Raw genomic sequence first — 26,215 nt, forward strand, 5'->3', positions numbered from 1 at the left:
CTCACTTTCCCAAACAAAATTTTTCAAAGATGCGGTCAATGATGAATTCATTGTAGACCTGACCCGTGATCTCCCCCAGATGCTCCCAGCATTCATGCAGATCCATGGCCAGAAGATCGACGGGCATGTCTCCGTCCAAAGCCGCATTCGCCCGCATCAAACTGGCCAGCGCCGCCTTCACCGCCAGCACATGCCGCTCATGGGTGAGCCCCGCGCTTCCCAAAGGCTGAGGCAGCGCCCAGCGGTACAGCGCATCCTTTAAGCTTTCCAAGCCTTCTCCGGTCTTGGCAGACACATGCCAAATGGGGATATCCGGCGCCCATTTTTGCAGTTCTCCATCCTCCATTTGATCCGGCAGGTCTCCCTTATTGATGACCACGAGACCTTTTCCCTTCTCCAGTGAAGCCAGTACCGCCTGATCCTCCGCTTTGAGCCCTTCCGAACCGTCCAGAATGACCAAAACAAGATGGGCCTCCGCCATGGCTCTGCGGCTTCGGGCGACCCCGATGGATTCCACGGTGTCCTGCGTTTCCCGAATGCCCGCCGTATCCAAAAGCCGAAACGTGAGTCCACGGATATCGATGGTCTCCTCCAGCGTATCCCGCGTGGTTCCCGCGATAGCGGTAACAATGGCCCGCTCCGTGCCGCTCAATGCGTTCAAAAGGGAGGACTTTCCCACATTGGGTCTGCCCGCCAGCACCACCTTGAAGCCTTCAAGCGCGACCCGTCCAATATTCGCATTGTCGATTAACTTTTGAAGCTCGCCTTGAAGGGCCGCCATGCGGTTTTCCAAAGCGGGCTTCATCATCTCCTCCAGATCCTCCTCGGGATAATCCAGCGCCGCTTCCGTCTCCGCCAACAGATCGGTGAGCGCCGATTGAAGTTCTCCCACTTTTCGGGAGAGCTTGCCCTCCATCAGATCCAGACTCACCCTGGCGGCCGCCTCTCCCTCTGCACCAATGAGATCCATCACCGCTTCCGCCTGAGCGAGATCCACCCGGCCATTTAAAAAGGCCCGTTTGGTGAATTCGCCGGGCTCCGCAGGTCTCGCTCCCGCTTCAAAAAGAAGCTTCAGTGTCCTTTCCACTGGCACTGGACCGCCGTGGCAGTGAATCTCCGCCACATCCTCCCGGGTGTAAGTATGGGGAGCGGGCAGGTAAACCGCCATGGCTTCATCCACCACCCCGCCGTCGTCCCTCACGAATCCATAGAGGAGTTTACGGGGCTCCCAAGGGTTCTTGGGATAAAATACCTTTTCCAAAGCGGCCCGGGCTTTTTCGCCGGATATGCGGATTACCGCAATGGATCCCCTGCCCGGCGCCGTAGCCAGCGCCGCAATCGTATCCTCCAATTTCCCGCACCTCCTCTTCCGGTTTTCAAATTATACACTTTTTTGGGCCTTCCATCAACAAACAAAGGGACCCGATATCGGATCCCTAAACCTTCTTTTTTTCCATGGCCTGGCCGCCCTGTATATAAAAAACACGGGATTTTAGATTCTCCAATGGTTCCATATGGGTGGCGGTGAGCAGGGTTTGAATGGACTGCACCTGTAGAAGCAGCAGCCGCTGGCGCCGCTCATCCAATTCACTCAAAACATCGTCCAAAAGCAGAATAGGCGCTTCACCGATATCCTCTTCCATCAGCGCCAGCTCCCCCAGCTTCAGCGTGAGCGCCGCCGTTCTTTGCTGGCCCTGAGAACCAAAGCTTCGAAGGGATTTCTCCTTCAGCAGAAGATCAAAGTCATCCTTATGAGGGCCCGCGGAGGTGATCCCCTTCAACATATCCGTCGAACGGTTTTCTCTCAGTTTTTGCTGGAATTCGTTCACAAAATCATCCCCATGGAATCCAGGCCGGTAGCATACTTCCATGCTTTCAAGGCCATCGGTAAGGCTGGGGTGAAGTATATTTACCTGCTCCTGCAGCCGCTGCAAAAATCTGGCCCGCTGCTCCGTCAGGACGGCGGCGCTTTGAGCCATCTGCATTTCAAAGGGCTCCAAAAGCTCTTCCTGACCCCTTTTCAGCACCATGTTCCGCTGATCCATGGCCCGATGATAGCGCATAAGACCATCATAGTAGGAAGGATGAATCTGGCATAGTTCCATATCCATGAACCGGCGGCGCATGGCGGGGCCGCCTTTTACCAGGTTGAGATCTTCCGGCGAAAACATTACCGCGTTTACATGGCCCAAAAGATCCCGAATCCGCAGAATGGGTGAACCATTGATACGTATGCGCTTCTTCTCCTTCCGGGAGAGCACAACCTCCACACTCCGGGGGCCGTCTTTTCGGTTTACATCCACCCGAATAAACGCCCGGTCCTTGCCAAAGCGGACCAGCTCATCATCCCGCCGGGTGCGGTGGGAGCGCCCGCTGCAGCATAGAAGCAGCGATTCCAGAAGATTCGTTTTGCCCTGGGCGTTTCGTCCAAACAAAAGATTGACGCCCTTGTGCAAATGGATATCGAGCTGGCCATAGTTGCGGAAGTCCAGCAATCTGAGCCGTTCGATGTTCATCTCAGCCGTGCAGCCTCACGGGCAGAACCAAATAGAGGTACTCCTCACCCTCTACCGGCGTGACCACCAGCGGCGAAACACTGGTGGAGAAGTTGAGCTGAATGAATTCATCATCCAGGCTTTTCAGCACATCGGAAAGATATTTGGCATTGAACGCGATGTCCAGAGGCTTGCCCTCGCATTCAATAGCCACCTTCTCCAAAGCGTCACCCATCTCGCTGTTGGCGGTGATGGCAAGCTCCTCCCCCTCAAAATGCAGACGGATCAGATTGTTGCGGCCTTCACGCACCACCAGGGATGCGCGCTGAATGGCATCGAAAAACGCCTCCCGGGAAAGCTTGACCAGCGTGGAGAAATCGGTGGGCAGAATCTGCCGATACTGAATGAATTCGCCCTCCAAAAGACGGCTGATCATCTGAATGGGGCCCATATCAAGACGAATGTGGTTTCCCTGGAAGCTGATTTCTACCAATTCATCCCCATCGGAAAGCGTTCTGGCCATCTCGCTCAGGGATTTGCCCGGCACCACTGAACGCCGGTTCCCATCCATGGAAAGGGGCAGATGGTTCATAGCTAGACGATAACCGTCCAAAGCCACCAGCGTCATATCCCGGCCCATCTCCATGAGAACGCCGGTTAAAATCGGGCGGGTCTCATCATCCGCCGTGGCAAAGATCACCTGATTGATCTTTTCCTTCAACAGCTTTTGGGGAATCTTTATGGGACTGGCATCCTCCACGGCGGGAAGCCGGGGATATTCCGCCGCGTCCAGAGCCACCACCGTAATCTTGGAGCCCTTGGAACGCACGATTACCCGGTCCCCATCCAGTTCCAGCTCCACCTTGCCCTCCGGCAGACGGCGGACAATCTCGGAAAACATGCGGCCGGGCACCACCACGGAGCCCTCCTCCATAACCTCTACCGGAACCGTATCCTCGATGCTTAAAACTGTGTCATTGCATACAAGACGGAGGCCGGCCGGAGTGGTCTCCAGCAGGATGCCCTCCAGGATGGGCAGGGTAGTGCGGGTTGCCAAGGCCCGCGTAACGGTGGATATGCCACCGGATAAATCTTCACGATCCATTCTTAAGCGCATGAACTCTTCCTCCTTTGGTGTTGGATATATTATTTAAGAGACGTAGTCGTCGTAGTGGTGTGGTTTGTGTTGAAAAGAACCTTCCGGCTTAGACCGGCCGGCCTTTGCTCCTGTGGGCAAGCTGTTGATAATGTCTTGACCTTTTACACAGCTTTCACAGCTCATTGTCCCTGAACTTTTTTGACGAGATCATCCACGTGCCGCTTGAACTGGGTGCTGGCCTCACAGTCCTTATTGATCTTGTCGATGGCATAAAGCACGGTGGTGTGATCCTTGCCGCCGAAGGATTCGCCGATCATGGGCAGGGACAGGTCGGTGAGCTTTCTTGTCATCCACATGGCAATCTGGCGGGGGTAGGCGATTTCCTTGGGACGCTTCCGGGATTTGATGTCCTCACGGCTGATCCCATAATAATCCCCCACCACGTCCATGATCCGCTCCGGCGTAATACGGGGCGCGGATTGGTCCATGAGAATATCTTTCAGAGCTTCCTTTGCCAATTCAAGATCGATGGGCTTATTCTGCAGCCGGCTGAAAGCCATCACCTTATTGAGAGACCCCTCCAGGTTTCGGATGTTGCTTTGAATCTCCATGGCAATATAATGGAGCACGTCGTCCGAAACGGTGAGATGGTCCAGCTCCACCTTCTTTTTCAGGATGGCCACCCGGGTTTCCATATCCGGAGGTTGCACATCGGCCAGCAGGCCCCAGATGAACCGGGAACGAAGCCTGTCCTCCAGTGTGGGAATTTCGTTGGGTTTCTTATCGCTGGTGATGATGATCTGCTTGTTGGCCTCATAAAGAGCATTGAAAGTATGGAAAAATTCCTCCTGGGTCTGTTCCTTGCCGGCCAGAAACTGGATATCGTCAATCATCAGGATATCCACACTGCGGTAACGATTCCTGAATTCTTCATTGGTGTTGGCCTGAATGGATACGATAAGTTCGTTGGTGAACTTCTCCGCCGTCACATAAAGAACCTTGGTATGGGGATTGTTTTGCAGCACGTATTGGGCGATGGCATGAAGAAGATGCGTCTTGCCAAGCCCGGAACCGCCGTACAAAAACAAAGGATTGTAGGATTGTGCCGGAGATTCGGCTACGGCCAGGGATGCCGCATGGGCCAGGCGATTGGAATTGCCAACGACAAAAGTATCAAAGGTGTATTTGGATATAAAGGAATTGCCCGCCGGCGCCGCTTTCTTCCGGGTTCTCGATTCCAAAAAGGTATCCGCCTCATCGGGAAGCAGAAAATGCAGCTCCAGATTCTCGCCCGCCGTCTGCCGAAGGGCGTTGATCATAAGAGGCTGATAACGGGTGCGCAGAATATTGCGGTTGATTTCGTTTTGTACCTTTAAATAGAGAACACCGTTCTCCAAAAGGAGGGGCTCCACCGACGCAAACCAAGTATCATAGGTAATTTCGGTGATATCCGAATTTTTAATCAATGCCAAGGCCTTGTCCCACACTTCGGACAATACAGCCATCATGATGCCTCCTTTGATACCTCCAAATCGGCCTGTGGATAAAACTTATCCACATATTCACGCCCTATTTAAAGGCCTTTATCCAAAATATCCGCAGGGAACGGGATAAAATTACCAACTTATCCACAAGTTTATCCCGAGTCTGTGAAAAAAGTGCAAGAAAAAGGGTCCAATGGAGGACCTGTGGATATGATTTATTGTAACGTACCTACCTTGAAAAAGCAAGGCGAACACAGGGTAAAATGGTACGAATTCAAGGATAAATCGGGTGGACAGGATTGACAGGGAAGAGCCCATTTACTATAATGAGAATGCTGTAATTTTAAGTTGGATGCTTGTCCCCTTGGGGCAGGCTTCTCAATATTTCTCAAATCAGAAAGGATGCTCCATTATGTTACAAACGTATCAGCCCAAGAAAAGAAAACGCAAGAAGGTTCACGGCTTCCGCAAGCGGATGCAGACCAAGAACGGCCGCAATGTGTTGCAGCGCCGCAGAAGACGGGGTAGAAAGAAGATCAGCGCTTAACGGATGAGGGTTTTTCATGAATAAGGCATACCGCCTTCGTAAAAACCGGGAGTTTCAATACGTATACCGAAGAGGAAAGTCCTCTGCGACAGCCCATATGGTGCTGATCGTTGCCAAAAGACGGGACAAGGGTATTAAGATTGGGTTTTCTATCAGCAAGAAGATCGGATGCGCGGTGGTGCGCAATCGGATCAAACGTCAGATGCGGGAAGCGGTCCGCGTGGAAATTCCCCGCATCAAGCCCGGTCATACCCTCATCTTTGTAGCCCGTGCGCCCATTACCAAAATGAACTTTGGGGGGCTTCAAAAGGATATGGTATATTTGATGAAACGGACCAAAGTGTGGATGGAAGAGCCATGAAAAAAGTGTTGCTGTGGCTGCTGAGGGGCTATAAACGCTTCATATCGCCCTGTCTAGGACAGCACTGCCGGTTTTATCCCTCCTGCAGTGTGTACGCTTATCAGGCTATCGAAAAGTACGGTGCGCTCAAAGGAAGCTTTATGGCCGTCAAAAGACTGCTCAAATGCCATCCCTTCAACGACGGAGGATATGACCCTGTGAAATAACCCACAATAAAAGGGGGCTAATGATTGTACATTCCTTTAGTTAGTGACGTGTTCGGCTGGTTGATCCGATTCCTTCATTCGTTTATCGGCAACTATGGCTGGGCGGTCATCGTGTTCACCCTTTTGGTGAAGCTTTTGGTTATGCCGCTGGATCTCAAGCAGAGGCGCTCCATGAAGAAGATGGCGGAAGTTCAGCCGAAGCTGGAGGCCCTGAAGAAAAAGTATAAGGATCCGGAAAAGCTCAACCAAAAAACCATGGAGCTTTATAAAGAGGAGAAGCTCAACCCCTTGGGCGGCTGTCTGCCCATGCTCGTGCAGTTTATCATTATCTTCGGCGTGTTTGCCGTGCTGCGCATCATTGCCGCCGAACAGTCTCTTGCGATGATTCAGACGGTGGAAGCCGGCCAGGTCTGGCAGCCGGAAAGCTGGCTTTGGATCAAGAACATCTTCCAGCCCGATTCCTTCATTGATATCAGCTACTATGCGGGGCATCTGGGCGATCTCCTGCGGGGTGCGGTCAGCTATGTGCCCCAGGCCGTGGTGCCCGATTCGGTCACCCAGCTGGGCATCTTTGTCAGCTCCCACAGCGCCATGCTCACCCAAAGCGCCATTGACGCGGCGGCAGCCAACTACAGCACGGTGATGGGTTCCACCATCGCCCAGTACGCCGGACAGGTGAACGGTTATTTGATTCTGCCCGCGCTCGCACTGGTTTCCCAGATCTTCAGCATGAAGTTCATGATGGCCAACCAGCCCGCCGGCAATGAATCGATGGCAAAGCAGAACAAGATCATGCAGTATGTAATGATGGTCTTTTTCGTATGGTTCTGCGCAACGACCAATGCGGCTTTTGCTTTGTACTACACGATCAGCAATGTTTGGACCATGGTGCAGTACATCATCATGGACGTGATCGATAAGAGAAAGAAGGCCAAAGCTGCCGAGGAAGGAGTTCAACAGGCATGAAGTCCGTGGAAAAATCGGCGAAGAATGTGGAAGAGGCCGTGGATGCCGCCCTGTTTGAGCTGGCCCTCACCCGCGACGATGTGGAAATCGAGGTGCTGGAGGAGGGTTCCAAGGGCATCTTCGGGTTTGGTTCCAAGAATGCCCGAGTGAAGGTGACGGAAAAAGATACCTTTGAGAGCCGGGCCATTCACTTTTTGGAAAAGGTGTGCTCCTATCTCGATGTGACGCCTTCCTTCCATTGTCATCGGGAGGATAACATTTTAAAGATCCAGATGGAAGGCCCGGGCATGGGCGCCGTGATCGGCCACCGGGGCGAGACGCTGGATGCCCTTCAGTATCTGACCACCCTGGCCGCCCGGAGGGACGGCTTCCAGGACGAGAAGCTGATGCTGGATGCGGAGAATTACCGTGCCAAGCGGGAGGAGAGCCTGGTCAAGCTGGCCAACAAGATGGCTGCGAAGTGTGAACGGACGGGAAGAAGGGTAGCGCTGGAACCCATGAATCCCTACGAACGCAGAATTCTTCATTTCGCCCTTCAGGATCATCCAACGGTAACCACCATGAGCGAAGGCGTGGAGCCTCGCCGCCGGGTGATCATTCTTCCCAAATCCTAAAAGAAAAGGCCCCCCTGCCGGGGGCCTTTTTTTAATCCTCGTAAACCTTGGCGGAGAGATAGCGTTCGCCGGTATCCGGCAGGATGACGGCAAAGGTTTTGTCCGCGTATTCTGGAAGCCGGGCCAAAGCATAGGCTGTGGCCAGTGCGGCGCCAGAGGAAATGCCGCAGAGCAGGCCCTCCGTTCGGGCAAGAAGCTTGGCGTAGCGATAGGCGTCCTCGCCGGACACGGGTTTGATCACGTCGATGAGAGTGGTATCCAGTGTTTTGGGCACGAAGCCCGCACCGATACCCTGAATCTTATGGGGGCCCGGCTTTTCACCGGAAAGGACGGCGGACCCCTCCGGTTCCACGGCGACAGCAATGAGCTTTGGATTCAGCTTTTTAAGGGCGCGGGCCGTGCCGCTGAAGGTGCCGCCGGTACCCACAGCGCTCACCAGAACGTCAATTTTGCCCTCCGTGTCCTCCCATAGCTCAACGGCCGTGGTTTCCTCATGAATTTTGGGGTTGGCGGGATTGTCAAATTGGGAGGGAATGAAGCTTTCAGGGGTGTTTTGTGCGATCTCTTTCGCCTTGGCAATGGCGCCCTTCATCCCTTCAGCGCCTGGCGTAAGCACCAGTTCCGCGCCAAAAGCGGCAAGGAGCATGCGCCGCTCCAGGCTCATGGTGTCCGGCATGGTTAAAATCATGCGGTAACCCTTTGCGGCGGCCAGCATGGCGAGCGCCACACCGGTGTTGCCTGAGGTGGGTTCCACCAAGGTGGCGCCGGGCCGCAGCATGCCCCGCGCCTCCGCGTCCGCCACCATGGCATAAGCGGTGCGGTCCTTAATGCTACCGGCGGGGTTAAAAAACTCCACCTTGCCCAGCATGTCCGCCTGGATACCCTCGGCTTGGCTCAAGCGGTCAAGGCGCATCAGCGGCGTTTTGCCGATCAGTTCCTCTACACCATGATAAATTGTCATAAAATATGCCTCCTTCGCTGAATGGGCCCAAATCTTGTTGTCACGGGCCCTGCGGTTGTGCTATGCTAGGAAAAAACTAGGGAGTGGTGGTCGTGCCAATCTATTTGACAGGCATGCCGGGCAGCGGGAAGACGGTGCTGGGTCGGGCGCTGGCGGACCGCCTGGGCCGCGTCTTTATCGATTTGGATGAGGAGATCGAGAAAACATCGGGACGTTCCATCCCCAAGATCTTTGAAGAGGATGGCGAGGATGGCTTCAGGGCGCTGGAAACGGAGGCGCTCCGCGGCGCCAGCGAGCGCACCGGCGCCGTCGTCTCCACCGGCGGCGGCATCGTGCTTCGGGAGGAGAACTGGCGGATCATGGACGACACGGGACTTGTCCTTTTTATCGACCGCCCGCCGGAACGCATTGCAAAGGATGTGAATCCCGGGCACCGGCCCCTGCTTCAGGGGGATCGGAATAAAATATTTGATCTATACCGGGCCAGGGAGACCCTCTATCGCGGCCGTTGCCACATTGTCATTCCAAATGCAGGGGACGCGCAAGTGGCGCTGGAGACCTTGGTATCAGTGGCTTTGGAACACCCCATGCGCCTTTAGGGCGTTGCCTGCCACCAGGAAGGCATCCTTCGGTGCGGCGAGCCCTGTCATGAATTCGAAGGCGTAGATAGCCTGGTTGATCAGCATGGGCAGACCATCCAAGGTGGTGAGTTCCAATTCCTGGGCCGCTGCCAGCAGGCTGGTGGGCCGGGGGTGATAGATGAGGTCAGCCACCAGGGCGTCGGGATTCAAGGCCTCCAAAAAGGCGAAGGAAGGAAAATCCGCAAAGCCGGCCATGCCGAGGGCCGTGGTGTTGATAACGAGGTCCGCGTCCTCCGACCAGGACTCCATCTCATCGATGTCCAAGGGGCCGTAGGCTGTGTCCACGTCCCAGCGGCCATAGATGAAATCAGCCAGGTCCCGTGCCTTGGAGACCGTGCGGTTGAGCACGGTGATCGCTTCGGCGCCGCCCTCGGCCAGACGGTAAGCCAGGGCCTTGGTCACTCCGCCGGCGCCCAGGATAAGGATGTGGGCGCCGCTTACATCAAAACCCACCTGCTGCAGTGCAAGATGAAATCCCGGGCCGTCGGTGCTGGTGCCATAGAGCCTGCCTTTCTCCACGCGGACGGTGTTCACGCTCTCGCAGACGGCGGCTTCTCCTTCCACGTCCTCCAAAAAGGGCAGAATATCCTTCTTGTGGGGCATGGTAATATTAAAACCGCCCCAGCCCAGCCCGGGCAGATGCTGGATAAAGGCCGGAAGGCTCCCCTTTTCCACCCTCTCCCGGCCATAGGTGAAGGGGAGCGCCATGGCCTGGTACAAGGCCTCATGAATGACGGGTGAAAGGCTGTGGGCGATGGGATCGCCAATGACGCCAAAGGATCTTGGCTGCATACGAAAAACCTCCTCAAGAATAAGAAAGGATGATTGCGATGAAAATCTTGGTGATGAACGGCCCCAACCTGAACCTCCTCGGGGTTCGGGAACCGGCCATCTACGGGGTGAAAACCCTGCCCGATATTGAAGCCATGCTGCGCCGGCGTGCCAAAGAGCTGGGCACTCAGATCGACTTTTTTCAGTCCAACCACGAAGGCGAACTGGTGGAACGGCTCCATCGGGCCATGCTGGAGGATGTGGACGGCGTGGTGTTCAACGCCGCGGCCTACACCCACACGTCCGTGGCGCTGCTGGATGCCATCAAGGCCACAAAACTCAAGGTGGTGGAGGTTCACCTCTCCAACGTCCATGCCCGGGAGGAGTTCCGTCACCGGTCCCTGATCGCGCCCGCCTGCGTGGGCCAGATTGCCGGCTTTGGGCCGCTCAGCTATCTTTTGGCCCTGGAGGCCCTGGTGAGTCCGAGCTTCATGAACAGCCAGGGTGCGCCGGCGCAGCCCCAAAGCCCCAGCAAAAAGTAGTGCAGGGTGCTAAAGAAAGCGCCGCCCGGGAACAGCGCCCTGAGACCAAGCTGCAGCGCCAGCAGTACGGCGATGCCCAGAACCATTTTCAGCACCTGCTGCCAAATCGGCGCCTGACTTTGAAAGCCGATGGCCGGCATTAGGACGTAGCCCATAAGCAGACCGGACAATAGCCCCGAGGATTTGGCCAGATTGCCGTCCCCGAGGCATCCCAAAACGAATAGAGGAATCACCGCGATGAAAAGCAGTTTCTCGCGGTGATTTTTTTCGAGCCAATCCAGCAGTGCGCCGCAAAGAGGCACCACACCAAAACCGATGGCCAGGCCGGCAATCACATCCCAAAGGGTGTGGGCGCCAAGATAAATGCGGGACAGACCCACCAATAGGGCCAGCATCACCATCAAAAGAGTGAACCATCCGCGTTTTGCCCACCCGGCCAATCCGCCCGCAAAGGACGCCGCCTGAGTGCTGTGGCCGCTGGGGAAGGAGTAACCGGTAGCCGTGCTGGTGTGCAGGGTGCGGAGGGCATCCCCGTAACGCTCCCAGGGACGGGGAATGCGGAAAATCAGCTTGAGTCCGGAGGTCACGAAGGCGCCCGCGGCAAAGGTGAGCGCAATGCGCATGCCTCCCCGATGATCGATGCACCAAAGAAGCAGGGCCAGTATAAAAAGCGCCGGTCCATCCTCTGCCAGCCGGGTTACAGCCTCAAAAAAAGCGTCCCAAAAGGGGCTGGCAATGCTCTGTACGGCCGCGATGACTTCCATAGAACCTCCTTAAAACTAAGACTGAGCGCTGAACTCCCGGCAGTGAGCGTGCCAGTCAAAATCTTTGAGTTCCAGCATCATCTCCTGATGGGGGGCGCCTTCCTCAAGGAAAGTCCCGCCTACCTTTTTGAACCCCAGTTTTTCGTAAAAGCCCATCGCAAGCAGCTGGGCATGAAGATAAAGCTTCGTGACGCCCATCTGCTCCGCCCGGAACAGGATCATGCGCATCACAAGATCGCCGAAGCCCTGGCCCCGGTAGGCCTTTTTTACCGCCACCCGGCCCACATAGAACCGGTCGCCCTTGAAGATGAGCCGGCCGGTGGCCACGCACTGCCCGTCCTCGTATACCAGGGCGTGCAGCGCCATGTCGTCATATTCGTCCAGCTCCACCTCCCGGGCGAAGCCCTGTTCCTCCACAAATACCTCCATCCGAAGGTCCAGCGCGTCTTGGGCGTCAGCCCTGCCCGCGCTCCATTTTCCTTGAAACATTTTCAACCCTCCCGTCCCTTTATCATACGGCATATGGACGGTTTTGAAAAGGAAATTTCCTCCATGGAAGGGTTTCTTCCAGGGAGTGTTGAATAATGGTGGGAAGGAGCAAAGGGGGTTGACGTATGAGCCGTTTTACCGATCTTTTGGGACTTCGGAAGGACTGTGAGGTGATCGAGCTTTCGGCCTGCAGCGACGGCTTCCACCAGGTGGGCCGCCAGGGCGTGGAAATGGTCGTCACCCAGCCCGACCGAAAGGTGGAATATATCGTCTATTCGGATCGAGTGCTGGCCTATGTGAAATCCGCCTCCGGCTATCCGGCCTACTACCCGGTGGAGGAGACCCATCTGGAGCGGCCGGTGAAGGCGGTTTTGATGGATCTGGACGGCACCACCGTGAAGAGCGAATCCTTCTGGATGTGGATTATTGAGATGACCTGTCAAAGCCTCATGGGGGATTCCAAATTCTCTTTGGAGGAGAGCGATATTCCCCACGTTTCCGGCCACAGCGTCACCGAGCACCTTCTTTATTGCATCAATAAATATTGCCCGGGAAAACCCATTGCCGAGGCCCGGAATTTCTATTTTGAGCATACGCACCGGGAGATGAACGCGATTCTGGAAGGCCGGGGCAGGGCTGGCGCCTTTACGCCGGCGGAAGGGATCAAGGATTTTTTGATGGAGCTGAAAGGACGGGGTGTCAGGCTTGGGCTTGTGACCTCCGGGCTGTACGAGAAAGCCTACCCTGAGATCCTGTCGGCCTTTGAAACCCTGGGTATGGGAAAACCCGAGGACTTCTACGACTGTATCATTTCGGCCGGCTACCCGCTGCAAAAGGGGAGCTGCGGCACGCTGGGCGAGCTTTCGCCCAAGCCTCATCCCTGGCTGTATGCGGAGACGGGCGCGGTGGGCCTTGGCATGGAGCGAAGGGACCGCCACCATGTGGTGGGCATTGAGGACAGCGCCGCCGGCGTTCACGCGATCAAGCTTGCCGGCTATGTGACGGTGGGCATCGGCGGGGGCAACATCCAAAAGAGCGGAACGGTGGGACTTTGCGACGCGTACTGCCAGAATTTTTCTGAAATTCTCAATCTGTTGTTTGAAGCATAGGGGGTGGAATGATGGCTTTTCCAAAAAACTTTGACTGGGGCATCGCCTCCAGCGCGTATCAGACGGAGGGCGGTTACAATGAGGACGGCAAGGGGCCCAGCATCTGGGACGTGTTCTCCAACCAGCCGGGCCGAATCAACGGCGGCGGCAATGGCAACATATGCTGTGATCACTACCACCGTTTTCGGGAGGATGTGGCCCTTTTGAAGGAACTGGGCGTGGACAGCTATCGCCTGTCCGTATCCTGGTCCCGGGTCTTTCCCGAGGGTGCGGGGAAGGTCAATCCCGAGGGCCTTCAGTTTTACAGCGATCTCGTCGATGAAATTTTGGCGGCGGGCATCTCGCCCATCGTCAATCTTCATCATTATGATATCCCCCAGGCGCTCTACGAGAAGGGCGGCTGGGAGAACCGGGAGACGGTGGACCACTTTGTCCGCTATGCAGCGACCCTGTTCGATCTGTTCGAGGGCCGGGTCAGCCGCTACATGACACTGAACGATGTCCGGGGCACCATGCTGGGCGGCTATGTGACCGGTGAGCGGGCGCCGGGCCGGAGAGGTGAACTGAAAGCTGCTGTACAGGGGTGGCATAATATCACCATGTCCAGCGCCAAAGTGATTGAGAACTTCCGCAAACGGCAGGTGCCCGGCGGCGAGATCGGCTGCGTCATGGGCGTGATGCCCATCTATCCGGATGAGGATACCCACGAATGCCGGAAACTGGCCAAGGCCATCAGCTATTTTTATAACGATGCTTTTTTGTCGCCGGTAATTGCGGGAAAATATCCCGATGGTCTGCTGGAGATTTTGGACGAGCGAGGCCTCATGCCGATGATGGCATCCGATGATCTGGAGGTGCTCGCCCGCAATCCCGCCGACTATGTGGGCGTGAGCTACTACACCTGCATGCGGGTGGCGCCCCGGGAAGGCGGCGATCCCGGGAACCCCATGAGCCTGTTTGAACGAAGGGGCCGGGACCCCCGGACCAAGAGCGGCTGGGAGATCTATCCCGATGGGCTTTACGATACGCTCATGCACATCAAGGACACCTACGGCAATCCCAAGGTGTATGTGAGTGAGAATGGGGCGGCCATGCCCGATGAGATCTGGAAAAACGGCATGATTGAGGACGACGACCGCATCGCCTATCTCAGGGACCACATCGCGGTCACGGAAAGAGCGCTCATGGACGGCGCGAACATCCTGGGGTTCCATGTGTGGTCGCTGATGGACAACTTTGAATGGCAGCAGGGCTTTACCAAAGGGTTTGGCCTGATCCATATTGACCGGGAAACGCTGAAGCGTTCGCCCAAGAAGAGCTTTTACTGGTACCGGGACTTGGTAGCAAATCGAGGTCTTTAAAAAGAGAAGGGAGTGTGGATGCCGTGATTGCGGCAGATAAAATCGAGAGGATCAATCTGTTGGCCCGAAAGAAGCGGACCATGGGACTTACCGAGCAAGAGCTGGAGGAACAGGCAAAGCTGCGCCAGGAATATCTGCAGGCCTTTCGGGCGGATTTTACGAAAATACTGGAAACGGTCAAAATTGAGGACGAGCAGGGAAAAATATTGCCGCTCAGACGGAAAAATGAGGCTTAAAACGATTGCCCGGTGGGACAATATAGGGTACAATGAGGACACTTAAAGGAAAGCGAGGTGCCACACGTGGACGAAGAACGTGATGTGGTAGTTTTTGAGGACGAAGACGGCAACGAACTGGAACTGGACGTGATCGATTATTTCAATTACAACGGCCAGGAATATGCGATTTTGATGGATTTCAGCGACCTGGATGAGTGCGGCTGCGATGCCTGCGGTCATGACCATGGCGAGGAATGCGGCTGCGATCACGTGGAGAAGGACGTATTCGTAATGAAGGTTGTTGTGGACGGCGACATGGAGGAGTTCATCCCGGTGGAGGACGAAACCATGAATGAGCTGGAGGAAATCGTCCAGCAGCGTCTGGACAGCTGGGTTGAGGAAGAGGACGAGTACGACGACGAGTAATACAAAAGCCGGCATCTGCCGGCTTTTGTCATAGAGGGGGATTTTCTATGAAGTGGTGGCCGGGGCTCGCGCTCATTGCGGTGGGCGTATTGTGGCTGCTCAACATCCTGGGTGTTTTAACGGCGGAAATCTGGATCTTTGTTTGGCCGGCGCTTATTATCTTCTTTGGTATCTACACCGTGTTTCGGGGCAGAAATCTGGGTTTTGGGCTCCTCGCGGCGGCGGGCGGCGTCTATTGGCTGCTCATTAACCTGGGGAGAGCTGTTTGGGACGGCCGGGTCATCCTGCCCGCCGTGCTGATTGCCGTGGGTATCCAGATCTTGGCAAGCCGGCTGGGCTGGAAGGACAGCTCGTCGGCCGAAGGCGACGCCGTCTTCACCACCGCCGAACACACGGCCCATGGCGGCGTTTTCACCGGCACGGAGGTTACGGCGGTTTTTGGGAAAAATGTCCTGGATCTTCGGGGCTACGACGAGATCGTCTCCGGCGCCAAGGTGGAGGTCAACGCTGTTTTCGGCACGGTGGAGATCCTGGTGCCGAAAGGCTGTTTCGTGGAGAAGAAAGGCATCTCCTGCGTCTTTGGCGGCGTCAGTGCGGGCCACAATCCGTCGCCCGGCCCCGTGAGCATTGCGCTGGACGGCAGCGCCGTGTTTGGAGGCGTGCAGATCATCTACGCATAAAAAGAACCGGGCAGCTGCCCGGTTCTTTTTGGTTGGTCGGAAGGCCTACAAATTAGCGGTTTTTGAAGCCGTTATTGCGTACTGAGTTTTGCTGAAAAGCTCCACCGTTGTTCGACTGGATGTTGCTCTTATCGGAGGCCTTATCATAATCGAAATAAGGACGCTGATAGGGAGGCATCTGCGAGGGGTCGAAATCGGCGGTATTTTTCAAGTTGTTGTTATTCCTGGAGCTGGAGTTGCTGAGATTCTGGTTCTGAGCGTTCGAATTGTTCAGGCTCTGGCGGTTCTGCGTGTTGTTGTTCAGATTCTGCTGAGCGGAATTGTTCAAACGCTGCTGGTTGTTGCTGTTCTGGCGACTACCGGTGCTCTGGGAAAGGTTCTGCCGCATGCTAGAATTGGCATCGAAATTGTTGTTACGATTCTGCATGCCGCCAGCATCGTTCATGTTGTTGCAATTCTGAAAGCTGCTCTTGTTGCTGTTGCAGTTCTGGAAGTTATTCTTCTGATTGCTGCGGTTGGACAAGTTGTTGCAGTTTTCCATGCTGTTCGAGAGACGCTGGCTCTGATTGTTCTGCTTCTGCTGGCTATTTTGCAGGTTATTGTTGTTTTTGTTGTTCTTCAACTTTGACAACCTCCTTCTTTTTGGGACCGCACCTAGTTTAACCGACATGCCGGCTTTCATCCCCGAATGCTTGTGGAACAATTTGTTATGCAGTATAATACATGTAGCTTCATGAAAAGGACAGGATAACGTGCAGATCGAAATGTGCTCGCTATTTAGCGGCAGTACAGGAAATTGCATCTATTTAAATATGGGCGGCACACATCTTTTGGTGGATGCCGGGTTACCAGCGAGGAATATTTTGTTATCGTTACAAAACATCGGTATATCGGTACAAGACATATCTGCGATTCTGGTAACCCACGAACACTCGGATCATATCCGAGGTTTGGGTGCGCTGGCTCGGAAGCTCAGGGTTCCCGTATACGCCAATTCCGCCACCTGGGCCGCGATGGAAGCCAAGGTGGGGATGCTGGATCTGGCGAACATTCGTATGTTTTCCACCAATGAGGATTTTTATATTGGAGATGTGGGCGTGGATCCCTTTTCCATCCCCCATGACGCGGCGGATCCGGTGGGTTTTTGTTTCCACTGCCGCAACCGAAAGGCGAGTATTCTTACGGACCTCGGGCATACTAACGATACAATCTTAGAAAAGGTAGCCCATTCGGATATCATGGCTTTGGAAGCCAACCATGACGAGGCTATGCTGCGCCGGGGGCCCTATCCCGCGAGACTTAAACAAAGGATTCTGGGCAGGCGGGGGCATCTGTCCAATGCTGCGGCCGCCGAAGCGCTGGTGGAACTGGTAGGAACCGGTCTCCAGGGCGTGCTTCTGTCCCATCTGAGCCAGGAGAATAACGTTCCGGAAACGGCCTTCCACACGGTGGTGGAGACGCTGAGTGCGGCGGGCATCCAGGAGGGCAGGGATGTGCGGGTGGAGGTTGCGCCGCCCAGAAATATGTCCCAAGTTTTTATGATATCTTGACATAGGCTGCCGGAAAGGCAGAGGTTATGAAATGGAAAAAGATGACCAGTGGGCTTTTCATAGGGCTGCTGGTCTTTTTGATGGGCTGCGGGCAGACGTCGGCACCCACGCCCGAGCCCTCGCCCACCCCTGCGGCAACGGCGAGGATTCAGCAGCAGAGCGTGCGCACGAAGGAGGGCAGCGCCCTGCCGGACATGCTGGAGGAGGCTTCGCCGGCGGTGGTGGGCATCAGCACGGAGACATTGCAGCTGGGCGCCTTCCCCAGTGAAAATCAGGTGGTGCAGGGTGTGGGCACCGGTGTCTTGGTGACCCAGGATGGATACATTTTGACCAATCAGCATGTGGCCAGCCAGGATGCCGATAAGCTGACGGTGGTATTCTATGACGGCACCCAGGTGGAAGGCACCACCCTTTGGAGTGATGCCTCCCTGGACCTGGCGGTGGTGAAGATCGAAGGCAGCGGATATCCCACTCTCCCTATGGGCGACAGCAACGGGCTTCGGGTGGGGGACAACGTGGTAGCCATCGGTACACCGCTGGGCCTCATGTTTCAGCACACGGTGACGGCGGGCATCGTCAGCGCGAAGAACCGCACGCTGGCGGTGGAAACCTCTCTGGGCGGACAGACGCTGATGGAGGACCTGATTCAAACGGATGCGTCCATCAATCCAGGCAACAGCGGCGGCCCCCTGGTTAACATGCAGGGCGAGATCGTAGGCATCAATACGCTGAAGGTGGAAACCGCGGAAGGGATCGGTTTTGCGATCCCCATTGAGGTGGCCCGGCCCATTGTGGAACGCTTTGCTTCCGGCGACACCTTTGAAACGCCCTACGTGGGATTTCTGGCTTATGACAAGGAGATCGCCACCTTCTATGGCCTGGACCGGCTGGAAACGGGGGTGTACGTGGTCAATGTGGACAGCAACGGTCCGGCCTACCAGGCGGGGATCCGTTCGGGAGACGTGATCACCGCCGTGGACGGCGTGACGGTGGACACCATGGTGGACTTCCGCAGGACCGTCTTTCAAAAGCAGCCCGGGGACACCATCACCGCATCGGTGCTGCGCCGGGGCAAGCTCCGGGAGATAGCCATAAGCCTCACCGAGTATCCAGGCTAAAGGCCCGAAGGGGCCTTTTTTCATTGAATGTTGGTGGAAAAATCCCGCACAAAATGGAGCACCTCTCCATTTTCACCAAACAGAAAATCTGATAGGATGATAGCGAGGGGGAATTCCGTTGAAGATAGCACAGATCATCCGGGCCCAGCGAAAGACGCTGGGGCTCACCCAGGAACAGGTGGCGGAGCGGCTGGGCGTTTCCACGTCGGCGGTGAACAAATGGGAAAGGGGCGGGGCCTATCCCGATATCACCCTGCTTTCACCGCTGGCGAGGCTGCTTCACCTCGATCTCAATGCGCTCCTTTCCTTTAAGGAGGAGCTGACGGACCAGGAAATTGGAGACTTTTTGAGCGTTGTGATGGAAACCATTGAGAACGAGGGCTTTGAGCGGGGCTTTTCCATGGTTATGGATAAGATCCACCAATATCCCCATTGCGGAATGCTGATCTTTATGGCGGCGTCCACGCTGGAAGGCGCACGCATGATGTTTCCGGGGGATGATGGAACCTACGAGGACAGGCTGGAGGCCCTTTATGAACGAGCGGCCGCTAGCGATGACGGAAGGGCCCGCGACCAGGCCAAAGGCATTCTGCTGTCGAAAGCCATGAACAAAGGGGAATATGAAAAAGCGGAAAAATTGTTGGCGGAGATTCCCGACCCCACCCTGGACAAGCGGCAAATGAAGGCAAACCTGTATCAAAGGGAGGGACGGCTTGCGGAAGCGGCGGAGATCCTGGAGGGAAAGGTGATGAATGCGGCAAATGATATGCAGTCCGCTTTATTGGGACTGATGGATATAGCCCTTGCGGAGGACCGTCCGGATCTGGCTGGACACTATGGGGACGTGGCGGTGGAGACGGCAAGACTTTATGATTTATGGCAATATAATGCCTATGTGCCCCTTTTCCAGCTGGCGGTGGCCAAGAGGGATGGGGAGCGGTGTATGGCCATTCTTGAGAAAATGCTGCCCGCCATGCTGGAGCCCTGGGACGTTCAGCGTTCGCCTCTTTACGGCCATGTGCGGACCAAGACGGCCCATCCCAAATTTCAGCGGCAGATGCTGGACACTCTTTTAAATGCGCTGGAGCGGGACGGGGAGCTGGATTTTTTGCGGAATCAAGCGGGATTTCCGGAGCTGATGCAGCGATTCAAGGCATAAAAAAGGACGCCTGATCAGGCGTCCTTTTTTATTAAGGATCCAGGATAATATCCCGGCCGTACCGGGCGGCTTCCACGAAGATGGTAAAAAGCCGGCGGCTTGCCGGATGCCAGAGCATTCGCTCCGGATGCCACTGCACGCCCACGATCTTGGGGCTTTCGATGGCTTCAACCACCCCGTCCGGCGAGAACACCGTGGGCAGAAAGGGCGGTACGAATCCCCGCAGGCTTTGGTGATGCATGGAATTGGTCCAATTCGGTGCGGCGTCAAAGAGCTTATCCATGAGGGAAGCCTTGCGGATGAGAACGGGATGCCAATGATCCCCGGGATAATCGGAAGCATGGGCAAGAACCTCCGGCGGACGGGGTTTGCTGGAATAGCCATGATTTCGGGCGGGAGGAAACATGAGGTAGAGATCCTGATAGAGCCGGCCGCCAAAGGCGGCCTGAATTACCTGAATGCCCCGGCATATGCCAAGGACCGGTTTTTCCAGCCGATGCATTTCCAGAAGCAGTTCAATCTCAAAAGCATCCCTGGCCTCGTCAAGACCGCTGACGCTGACGGGCTCCTCGCCGTAACGCCAAGGTGCAATGTCACCGCCGCCGGTGAGCAGTAAGCCGTCCAGCCGCCGGGACCAGTCCGCCGCGCTGCCGGGCACCACCAGCGCGGCCTCGCCGCCGGCCTCGGTGACGGCACGAATATAAGCCTGGCTCAGCCAGGCCCGGCCCTTCTCACTGGAACAGGTCAGCCCGATCAGCGGTTTCATGGCGCCTCCCATCAATAGCGTTTAAGGTAGTTGTTGACCTCCCAAGGTGTCACCTGTACGCGGTATTCCTCGTGTTCGATAAACTTTGCCTCAGCATAATTTTTGATAATATGTTCACCCAGCGCTGCCACGATCACTTCGTCCTGCAGCATAGCGCGGGTGGCCTCCCGAATGTTGAGGGGCAGGCAGGATACGCCGTGCTTTTCCAGCTCCGCATCATCCATCTTGTAGATGTTGCAGTTGATGGGTTCGGGCGGCGTCATTTTCTTTTCGATGCCGTCGAGTCCCGCCATCAGCGTGGCCGCCAGGGCCAGATAGGGATTGGCGGAAGGATCGGGACTGCGAAGCTCCACCCGGGTGCCGGTGCCCCGGCTTGCGGGGATGCGGATGAGGGGACTTCGGTTCTGGGCCGACCAGGCGATGTAAAGGGGCGCCTCATAGCCGGGCACCAGGCGCTTGTAGGAATTCACCAGCGGATTGGTAAGGGCGGTGAAGCCCGGAGCATGGGTCAGAAGACCCGCCACATACTGGTGGGCGATCTCACTGAGACCGTCCTCCGAGTCGGGATCGAAGAACATGTTCCTGCCGTTTTGGAACAGGGACTGGTTGATATGCATGCCGTTGCCGGCCACGCCGTACACGGGCTTGGGCAGGAAGGTGGCGTGGAGGTTGTGGCGCTGGGCCACCGTGCGCACCACCAGTTTGAAGGTCATCACGTTGTCCGCCGTGGTCAGCGCGTCGTCATACTTGAAATCAATTTCGTGCTGGGCCGGTGCGCATTCATGATGGGAGGCCTCGATATGAAAGCCCATCTTCTCAAGCATGAGGCACATATCCTGACGAGCGATCTCGCCTCGGTCCACCGGTGCCAGATCAAAATAGCTGGCATCGTCGTGAGTTCTGGTGGTGGGTGCGCCGCTCTCGTCCATTTGGAACAGGAAGAACTCCAGCTCCGGACCCGCGAAAAGTTCGTAGCCCATCTTATTCATACGCTGAATGGCCCGCTTTAATGCGTAGCGGGGATCGCCCAGGAAAGGCGTGCGGTCGGCACTGTACACGTCGCAGATCAGGCGGGCCACCTTGCAGTCCGGTTCGGACCAGGGAAAGATCACGAAGCTGTTGGGATCGGGGTAGAGAATCATATCCGATTCCTCGATCCGCACAAAGCCGTTGATGGAGGAGCCGTCGAACATCATCTCATTGTTCAGCGCTTTCTCCAGCTGGTCAATGGTGATGGCCACATTTTTCATGATCCCAAAGATATCGGTGAATTGCAGCCGGATGAATTTCACATCCTCCTGCCTGCACAATTTGATAACGTCTTCCGGGGTGTATCGGGTCATAAACTGGACCCCTCCTTCTTTCCTAGAATGGTCTTATTATAGCATACAAGGGATTTGGGAGGAACGCTTTAGGAGGTCTTTTTTTTATGCCGGAAGAAAAAGACCAGATAGATGGCGATGATGGCGAGGCATACGCCCGCCGCCAACAGGGAATAGGTCTTGACGAAGTTCAAGATATGCTCGAGGTTACCGCCCACCGTGATGCCGGCAACAAAAAGCAGGGTGGTGTGAATCAGCGCCGCCAAGGTGATGCCGAAGCGGCCCTCCTTCCTCGGGTAGTGGACGGCCCCGGCCACCAGCAGCACAGCGGAGTTGATGCCGGGGATGAACTTGCACAGAATAAAGGCAAGAAGCTTCCGCTGCAGGATAAAATCGTGAAACTTATGGTAGCTTTCCTCGTCTACTGTTCTGCTGAACCAGGCGCTGCGGTGCACCTTGTCCCCGAGAACCCAGCCCACCTGCATGAGGGCGATGGAGGAGGCGATGACGCCAGCCAAAAAGGCGAGATAGATGACGCTCTTGTCCCAAAAGCCCATGGTGCCTGCCACCACGCTGCCAAAGAGCAGCACCACATGGCTGGGATAGGGCGGGAAAAATAGTTCAATAGCGCCGGACAGACACATGAAAAGGGCGAAGGCCCAAAGAGGAAAGCCCTGCACCGTGTCCAGCACGCTCAAAATCCACTGTTCCAAGAAATGTCCCCCTTAGCGCTCAAACACTTTGCGGGCACCCACATAGGTGCTGCGAAGCGTCAGTTTATCGTCCAGTACCAAAAGGTCGGCCAGGGCGCCGGGACGGATCCTGCCCAGATCCCGGCGGCCCAGCAGGTCCGCGGGCACCTCCGAAAGAAGGGGCAGCACGGATTCCAGAGGCAGACCCATCTTCTGAACCAGATTCCGCAGGGCCTGGTCCATGGTGAGCGTGCTGCTGGCAAGGTTTCCGGCCTCCAGCCGGGCAATGCCGTCCCGCACCAGCACCTTCTGGCCGCTGAGCACATAGTCGCCGTCGGGCTGACCGGTGGCCTCCATGGCGTCGGTGACCACATTGATCCGGCCCTTCTTGCAGTGCAGGGCCAGCTGGATCATGGCGGGCTCCACATGGATGAGATCGGATACCAGCTCGCATACCACCTCGGGACGGCTGAGCACCACGGGCAGCACGCCGCCTTTGCGGTGGTGCATGGGCTCCATGGCGTTGAAGAGGTGGGTGGCGTGGGTAACGCCCCAGGCAATGCTTTTTTCAGCGATCTCACTGGTGGCCACGGTGTGGCCGATGGAAGCGATCACGCCGTGGGCGGCAAGATAGCGAATGATTTTTTCCGCACCCGGGAGTTCGGGGGCCACCGTCATCTTGGCCACCCCTTCGCCCCTGCCGATGAGGTCCACGAGGCTGTCCAAATCGGGCGTCTCCAGGCTGCCGGCGTTCAGCGCACCCTTGCGCTTAGGGTTGAGAAAAGGGCCTTCCACATGGGCGCCCAGAACCCGGCTGCCCAAATCCATCTTCATGGCGGTCCGCACGTCAGCAACGGCCTTTTTCATCTCATTGTGGGGCCCGGTAATGGTGGGCAGATAGCCGGTGAGGCCCTGGGCCGGGAAGGTGCGGCTGAGCTTTTCCAGGGCGGGCATGCCCTGGACAAAATCCACGCCCAGTCCGCCGTGAATGTGCGTATCGATGAATCCGGGCACGATGCGGCTTCCCGATACATCCTCGGAAGCATCAAAGGGGGCGCTGCCGCCGATTTGCAGTATCCTGTCCCCCTCGAGATAGAGATCCTCTTTCACAAAGACGCCGCCGGTGAAGATCCGGCCGCCGGTCAGTTTGAATGTCATGTCAGTCCCCTTTTCTTTTTTGCATTTCTACGGTTTCCGCTCGGGCCAGGAGCGCCTTTTTCTCGTTCTTGGCGGGATGAAGCACGGTGAATTCCCATAAGCCTTGCAGAATCTCGCCCACCGCACGGCCGGGCGCCACGCCAAGGTCCATGAGATCCTTGCCGGTGACCGCAAGCTCCCTCAAGGAGAAGGGCGTATGGTCCGAAAGCATCTCGTCCAGCACCTCTTCCCAGCGGTCCGCCGTGGGCACCGGTCCCGAAAGAATGCCCGAGCCCCATACATCCGCCCGGCGCAGCGCAGCCAGATCCCGCACGAAAGACGCACCCCAGGCGGCAAAACGCAGCCGGAGCGTGGTCGTCTTGGCGCCACCGTTCAAATCGAACATGTGCCGCTCGATGAGAAGGCAGACCTCATCGGTAAATTGCCGGGGTGCCCTCAGCCGTTCCAGCATGGTCCGGGCGAGAGCCGCGCCCAGCTTGTCATGGCCCAGCATTCGACCGTTCTCCCTTAGGGCCTTGGGCTTGCCCACGTCGTGGAGCAAGGCGGCAAAGCGCAGCCGAAGCTCCGGCGGGGCTGCCGCAGCGGCGTTCAGATTGTGCTCCAGCACGGGATGGGCATGGTAGTCCCTTCGCTGCTCAACCCCCTCGCCCTCCATGAGCTCGGGAAGCACATGGGCGAGAGCGCCCATATCCCTTAGGAGATGGAGCGCCTTCAAAATCTTGGACGGCGTACGGCCGATCTCGGGATAGGCCTGATCGCAAAGGAGAATACGGCTGAGCTCCTGGAGGATGCGCTCAGGGGAAAGATCGGCCAGCTGATGGGCATGCCGCTTTGCCGAGGCGAACGTTTGCGCCTCGACAGCAAAATCCAGCTCCCCGGCGAATCGGGCGAGCCGGAGCAGCCGCAGGGCGTCGTCACAGAACACCAGATCGGGATTCCGGGGACAGCGAAGCTGACCGGCCTCTAGGTCGGCCAGACCGCCGGTGGGATCCAGCAGTTCACCGGTCAAAATGTTATAGTAGAGCGCATTGACGGAAAAATCCCGGCGCAGGGCATCGGTCTCAAGATCCCGAATGAAGACGATCCCTTCGGGCTGATGTGCGCCGCCCGGCGGATAGGATTCGCTGCGAAAGGTGGTATGCTCCACATGGGAACCATCCGCGAGCTTGACCAGCACGGTCCCCAGCGTCCTGTTAATCTTGTGAACGATAAAGCCGAGCCCTTCAAGACGCTTGGCGGCGTCCTCGGGCAAAAGGGGGGAGGCCACATCCAGGTCATGGGAGGCAAGTCCCATAAGACCTGCACGCACGGCGCCCCCCACCAGGTAGAGGGGACCGTCCTCAAAAGCTTTGGCAATATCATGCAGTTGGGATGGAATCGGTATACTACGTCTCATATACCCATTATAGTCATTTTTCCGGATCCGGACAACGAAAGCTTTCCAAGCGGCCCCGAATGTTGTAAGATAAGACTATCTTTGGCTTTTTGGGGAGGCTGTCATGCACACCATCATTGTCAATCCTGCAGCGGGCCGGGGGAAAGCGGTGAACGCAGCGCTGAAGGCCGCGGAGCTTTTAAAGTCCCAGGGCGCGGAGTATCAACTGGTCTACACCCAATATCCGAAGCATGCCGGGGAACTGGCGCGCCGGGCGGCGCAGGAGGGTTGCAGGAGCATCCTTTCGGTGGGCGGCGACGGCACGCTGCAGGAGGTGGTCAGCGGATGTGTCCATGAGGACGTGACCGTGGGCGCAATCCCCGGAGGGACGGGCAACGATTTTATTCGGGCCCTGAGCATAAAAAATGACGTGGAGCTGGCAACAAAGATCGTGCTTGAAGGCCACAGCCGGCGAGTGGACGTGGGTATTTTTGCTGAGAACGCCATTCTGAACGTGGCGGGATGCGGCTTTGATGTGGAGGTCCTGCAGTATGCCAGAAGGTTCAGGAAGGTGCTGGGCAAGCTGGGCTACGTGGCCGGTGCCGTATGCACCATTTTCACCCATGGTTATCGTCCGCTGACGGTGCGACTGGACGATGAAGAATTCACCTGTGAGCCGCTGATGGTGACGGCGGCCAACGGCAATTTTTTCGGCGGCGGCATGCGTCTTGCACCAAACGCCGAGGTGGATGACGGCCTTTTTGATGTGTGTGTGATTGACCGGGTGCCCCGATATGTGATTCCCCTTCTTTTGCCCAGTTTTATCAATGGAAGCTATATCAAAACGAAGTATGTGCGCACCTACCGCTCGTCCAAAGTGGAGCTGATTCGGGAGAACATGGATCTCAATGTGGACGGGGAGATCATCCGCACTTCGGCGGCCAGGATCGCTTTGGAAAAACAGGCGCTCAGTTTTTACGCACCCCAAGGGTGACAGTATGATTTGACCTCTTTGTTTCCATACTAATGGAAAAAGGAGGGTGAATGATGACAGTTGCCTATCAAAGTGGTCTTGAAACCATGGCGGCGGAGCTTCGGGCCATGGGATTTGATATGGTTCCAATGGGGGAGGCGGCGGAAGCCTGCATCTTCCGGGGGACCGGCGGCCTGACGGCTCAAGGTGCGGCGCCGGGCGGCGTTTTGATGGTGGAGGTGAGCGGCAGGACGGCCGCGTCCGTGGCCCATATTCTGCAATCCCGCCTCTATTCGCCCCTTTTCGGGCCGCCCAGCCTGGAATGAGGGAAAAGCAGGGGCCAAAAAGGGATTTTATGTTTCCTGTCG

The 26,215-nt window shown here is 56.5% G+C and carries 31 protein-coding genes; 18 read left to right on the top strand and 13 right to left on the bottom strand.

Annotation, left to right across the window (positions count from 1 at the left end; genetic code table 11):
* Nucleotide 1 precedes the first annotated feature (1 nt).
* From mnmE to dnaA, 4 genes are all read right to left on the bottom strand, one after another.
* A complete protein-coding gene (gene mnmE / locus H8696_RS09405) occupies nucleotides 2-1,351 on the bottom strand; it encodes a tRNA uridine-5-carboxymethylaminomethyl(34) synthesis GTPase MnmE (RefSeq protein WP_249317081.1) in 1,350 nt (449 codons plus the stop codon).
* An 85-nt stretch (nucleotides 1,352-1,436) separates the two neighbouring features.
* Nucleotides 1,437-2,516: a DNA replication/repair protein RecF gene (gene recF, locus H8696_RS09410; RefSeq protein ID WP_249317084.1), complete on the bottom strand. Its 1,080-nt coding sequence runs from the start codon at nucleotides 2,514-2,516 to the stop codon at nucleotides 1,437-1,439.
* A 1-nt stretch (nucleotide 2,517) separates the two neighbouring features.
* Nucleotides 2,518-3,612, bottom strand: a complete 1,095-nt coding sequence (gene dnaN / locus H8696_RS09415; RefSeq protein WP_249317087.1) for a DNA polymerase III subunit beta — start codon at nucleotides 3,610-3,612, stop codon at nucleotides 2,518-2,520.
* Nucleotides 3,613-3,773: 161 nt separating this feature from the next.
* Nucleotides 3,774-5,102, bottom strand: a complete 1,329-nt coding sequence (gene dnaA, locus H8696_RS09420; RefSeq protein ID WP_249317089.1) for a chromosomal replication initiator protein DnaA — start codon at nucleotides 5,100-5,102, stop codon at nucleotides 3,774-3,776.
* Nucleotides 5,103-5,490: 388 nt separating this feature from the next.
* Between dnaA and rpmH the strand changes: the two genes are divergently transcribed.
* From rpmH to jag, 5 genes are read left to right on the top strand one after another with little or no spacing between them, the layout of a single operon-like run.
* Nucleotides 5,491-5,625, top strand: coding sequence for a 50S ribosomal protein L34 (gene rpmH / locus H8696_RS09425; protein WP_249317091.1), 135 nt, complete (start codon nucleotides 5,491-5,493; stop codon nucleotides 5,623-5,625).
* A gap of 16 nt (nucleotides 5,626-5,641) precedes the next feature.
* Entirely contained in the window at nucleotides 5,642-5,986 is a 345-nt protein-coding gene (gene rnpA, locus H8696_RS09430; RefSeq protein ID WP_249317093.1) for a ribonuclease P protein component, read from the top strand.
* On the top strand, nucleotides 5,983-6,192 hold the full coding sequence (yidD, locus tag H8696_RS09435; protein WP_249317096.1) for a membrane protein insertion efficiency factor YidD: 210 nt from the start codon (nucleotides 5,983-5,985) through the stop codon (nucleotides 6,190-6,192). The genes rnpA and yidD overlap by 4 nt, the downstream gene beginning before the upstream one ends.
* A 24-nt stretch (nucleotides 6,193-6,216) precedes the next feature.
* A complete protein-coding gene (locus H8696_RS09440; protein WP_249317099.1) occupies nucleotides 6,217-7,158 on the top strand; it encodes a YidC/Oxa1 family membrane protein insertase in 942 nt (313 codons plus the stop codon).
* The gene (gene jag / locus H8696_RS09445; RefSeq protein ID WP_249317102.1) at nucleotides 7,155-7,772 is read left to right on the top strand and encodes an RNA-binding cell elongation regulator Jag/EloR; all 618 of its coding nucleotides are present in this window, start codon (nucleotides 7,155-7,157) and stop codon (nucleotides 7,770-7,772) included. The genes H8696_RS09440 and jag overlap by 4 nt, the downstream gene beginning before the upstream one ends.
* A 31-nt stretch (nucleotides 7,773-7,803) precedes the next feature.
* Here jag and cysK read toward each other — a convergent pair whose 3' ends face one another.
* Nucleotides 7,804-8,733 carry a cysteine synthase A gene (cysK, locus tag H8696_RS09450; protein WP_249317104.1) on the bottom strand — a complete coding sequence of 310 codons (930 nt, stop codon included), beginning with the start codon at nucleotides 8,731-8,733 and terminating at the stop codon, nucleotides 7,804-7,806.
* Nucleotides 8,734-8,825: 92 nt separating this feature from the next.
* On the opposite strand from cysK, the gene H8696_RS09455 reads away from it, so the two are divergent.
* Nucleotides 8,826-9,332, top strand: a complete 507-nt coding sequence (locus H8696_RS09455; protein WP_249317112.1) for a shikimate kinase — start codon at nucleotides 8,826-8,828, stop codon at nucleotides 9,330-9,332.
* On the opposite strand, the gene aroE is transcribed toward H8696_RS09455, so the two are convergent.
* Nucleotides 9,300-10,166: a shikimate dehydrogenase gene (gene aroE, locus H8696_RS09460; RefSeq protein WP_249317114.1), complete on the bottom strand. Its 867-nt coding sequence runs from the start codon at nucleotides 10,164-10,166 to the stop codon at nucleotides 9,300-9,302. The genes H8696_RS09455 and aroE overlap by 33 nt on opposite strands.
* A 38-nt stretch (nucleotides 10,167-10,204) precedes the next feature.
* On the opposite strand from aroE, the gene aroQ reads away from it, so the two are divergent.
* Nucleotides 10,205-10,687: a type II 3-dehydroquinate dehydratase gene (gene aroQ / locus H8696_RS09465; protein WP_249317116.1), complete on the top strand. Its 483-nt coding sequence runs from the start codon at nucleotides 10,205-10,207 to the stop codon at nucleotides 10,685-10,687.
* Here the strand turns inward: aroQ and H8696_RS09470 are convergent.
* Entirely contained in the window at nucleotides 10,597-11,451 is an 855-nt protein-coding gene (locus tag H8696_RS09470; protein WP_249317118.1) for a phosphatase PAP2 family protein, read from the bottom strand. The genes aroQ and H8696_RS09470 overlap by 91 nt on opposite strands.
* A 15-nt stretch (nucleotides 11,452-11,466) precedes the next feature.
* Nucleotides 11,467-11,940: a GNAT family N-acetyltransferase gene (locus tag H8696_RS09475; protein WP_249317120.1), complete on the bottom strand. Its 474-nt coding sequence runs from the start codon at nucleotides 11,938-11,940 to the stop codon at nucleotides 11,467-11,469.
* Nucleotides 11,941-12,065: 125 nt separating this feature from the next.
* Between H8696_RS09475 and H8696_RS09480 the strand changes: the two genes are divergently transcribed.
* The 9 genes from H8696_RS09480 to H8696_RS09520 all read left to right on the top strand — a co-directional run bounded on the left by H8696_RS09480 (nucleotide 12,066) and on the right by H8696_RS09520 (nucleotide 19,561).
* Complete coding sequence (locus H8696_RS09480) at nucleotides 12,066-13,049, top strand: HAD family hydrolase (RefSeq protein WP_249317123.1); 984 nt, start codon at nucleotides 12,066-12,068, stop codon at nucleotides 13,047-13,049.
* Between the two features lie 11 nt (nucleotides 13,050-13,060).
* Nucleotides 13,061-14,410, top strand: a complete 1,350-nt coding sequence (locus H8696_RS09485; RefSeq protein ID WP_249317125.1) for a GH1 family beta-glucosidase — start codon at nucleotides 13,061-13,063, stop codon at nucleotides 14,408-14,410.
* A gap of 14 nt (nucleotides 14,411-14,424) precedes the next feature.
* Nucleotides 14,425-14,646, top strand: a complete 222-nt coding sequence (locus H8696_RS09490; protein ID WP_249317128.1) for a DUF896 domain-containing protein — start codon at nucleotides 14,425-14,427, stop codon at nucleotides 14,644-14,646.
* Between the two features lie 66 nt (nucleotides 14,647-14,712).
* Nucleotides 14,713-15,054: a DUF1292 domain-containing protein gene (locus H8696_RS09495; protein WP_249317130.1), complete on the top strand. Its 342-nt coding sequence runs from the start codon at nucleotides 14,713-14,715 to the stop codon at nucleotides 15,052-15,054.
* Nucleotides 15,055-15,101: 47 nt separating this feature from the next.
* Complete coding sequence (locus H8696_RS09500) at nucleotides 15,102-15,734, top strand: LiaF transmembrane domain-containing protein (protein WP_249317134.1); 633 nt, start codon at nucleotides 15,102-15,104, stop codon at nucleotides 15,732-15,734.
* A gap of 88 nt (nucleotides 15,735-15,822) precedes the next feature.
* Nucleotides 15,823-16,362 (top strand): hypothetical protein, encoded by a 540-nt coding sequence (locus H8696_RS09505; protein ID WP_249317136.1) that lies wholly within the window; start codon nucleotides 15,823-15,825, stop codon nucleotides 16,360-16,362.
* A 136-nt stretch (nucleotides 16,363-16,498) separates the two neighbouring features.
* Complete coding sequence (locus H8696_RS09510) at nucleotides 16,499-17,284, top strand: MBL fold metallo-hydrolase (RefSeq protein ID WP_283244977.1); 786 nt, start codon at nucleotides 16,499-16,501, stop codon at nucleotides 17,282-17,284.
* A 26-nt stretch (nucleotides 17,285-17,310) separates the two neighbouring features.
* Nucleotides 17,311-18,402 carry a S1C family serine protease gene (locus tag H8696_RS09515; protein WP_249317138.1) on the top strand — a complete coding sequence of 364 codons (1,092 nt, stop codon included), beginning with the start codon at nucleotides 17,311-17,313 and terminating at the stop codon, nucleotides 18,400-18,402.
* A gap of 118 nt (nucleotides 18,403-18,520) precedes the next feature.
* Complete coding sequence (locus H8696_RS09520; RefSeq protein WP_249317139.1) at nucleotides 18,521-19,561, top strand: helix-turn-helix domain-containing protein; 1,041 nt, start codon at nucleotides 18,521-18,523, stop codon at nucleotides 19,559-19,561.
* Nucleotides 19,562-19,592: 31 nt separating this feature from the next.
* On the opposite strand, the gene H8696_RS09525 is transcribed toward H8696_RS09520, so the two are convergent.
* From H8696_RS09525 to H8696_RS09545, 5 genes are all read right to left on the bottom strand, one after another.
* The gene (locus tag H8696_RS09525; protein WP_249317140.1) at nucleotides 19,593-20,327 is read right to left on the bottom strand and encodes a gamma-glutamyl-gamma-aminobutyrate hydrolase family protein; all 735 of its coding nucleotides are present in this window, start codon (nucleotides 20,325-20,327) and stop codon (nucleotides 19,593-19,595) included.
* Between the two features lie 11 nt (nucleotides 20,328-20,338).
* On the bottom strand, nucleotides 20,339-21,670 hold the full coding sequence (glnA, locus tag H8696_RS09530; protein WP_249317142.1) for a type I glutamate--ammonia ligase: 1,332 nt from the start codon (nucleotides 21,668-21,670) through the stop codon (nucleotides 20,339-20,341).
* Between the two features lie 68 nt (nucleotides 21,671-21,738).
* The gene (locus H8696_RS09535; protein WP_249317149.1) at nucleotides 21,739-22,362 is read right to left on the bottom strand and encodes a DedA family protein; all 624 of its coding nucleotides are present in this window, start codon (nucleotides 22,360-22,362) and stop codon (nucleotides 21,739-21,741) included.
* Nucleotides 22,363-22,374: 12 nt separating this feature from the next.
* On the bottom strand, nucleotides 22,375-23,499 hold the full coding sequence (gene nagA, locus H8696_RS09540) for an N-acetylglucosamine-6-phosphate deacetylase (protein ID WP_249317151.1): 1,125 nt from the start codon (nucleotides 23,497-23,499) through the stop codon (nucleotides 22,375-22,377).
* A gap of 1 nt (nucleotide 23,500) precedes the next feature.
* Nucleotides 23,501-24,895, bottom strand: a complete 1,395-nt coding sequence (locus H8696_RS09545; protein ID WP_283244973.1) for a CCA tRNA nucleotidyltransferase — start codon at nucleotides 24,893-24,895, stop codon at nucleotides 23,501-23,503.
* Between the two features lie 103 nt (nucleotides 24,896-24,998).
* Between H8696_RS09545 and H8696_RS09550 the strand changes: the two genes are divergently transcribed.
* On the top strand, nucleotides 24,999-25,868 hold the full coding sequence (locus tag H8696_RS09550) for a diacylglycerol/lipid kinase family protein (protein WP_249317157.1): 870 nt from the start codon (nucleotides 24,999-25,001) through the stop codon (nucleotides 25,866-25,868).
* A 53-nt stretch (nucleotides 25,869-25,921) separates the two neighbouring features.
* Nucleotides 25,922-26,173 carry a YkuS family protein gene (locus tag H8696_RS09555; RefSeq protein ID WP_249317161.1) on the top strand — a complete coding sequence of 84 codons (252 nt, stop codon included), beginning with the start codon at nucleotides 25,922-25,924 and terminating at the stop codon, nucleotides 26,171-26,173.
* Nucleotides 26,174-26,215: the final 42 nt, after the last annotated feature.

This window comes from Gehongia tenuis (genome assembly GCF_014384795.1).
GTDB lineage: Bacteria > Bacillota > Clostridia > Christensenellales > NSJ-53 > Gehongia > Gehongia tenuis.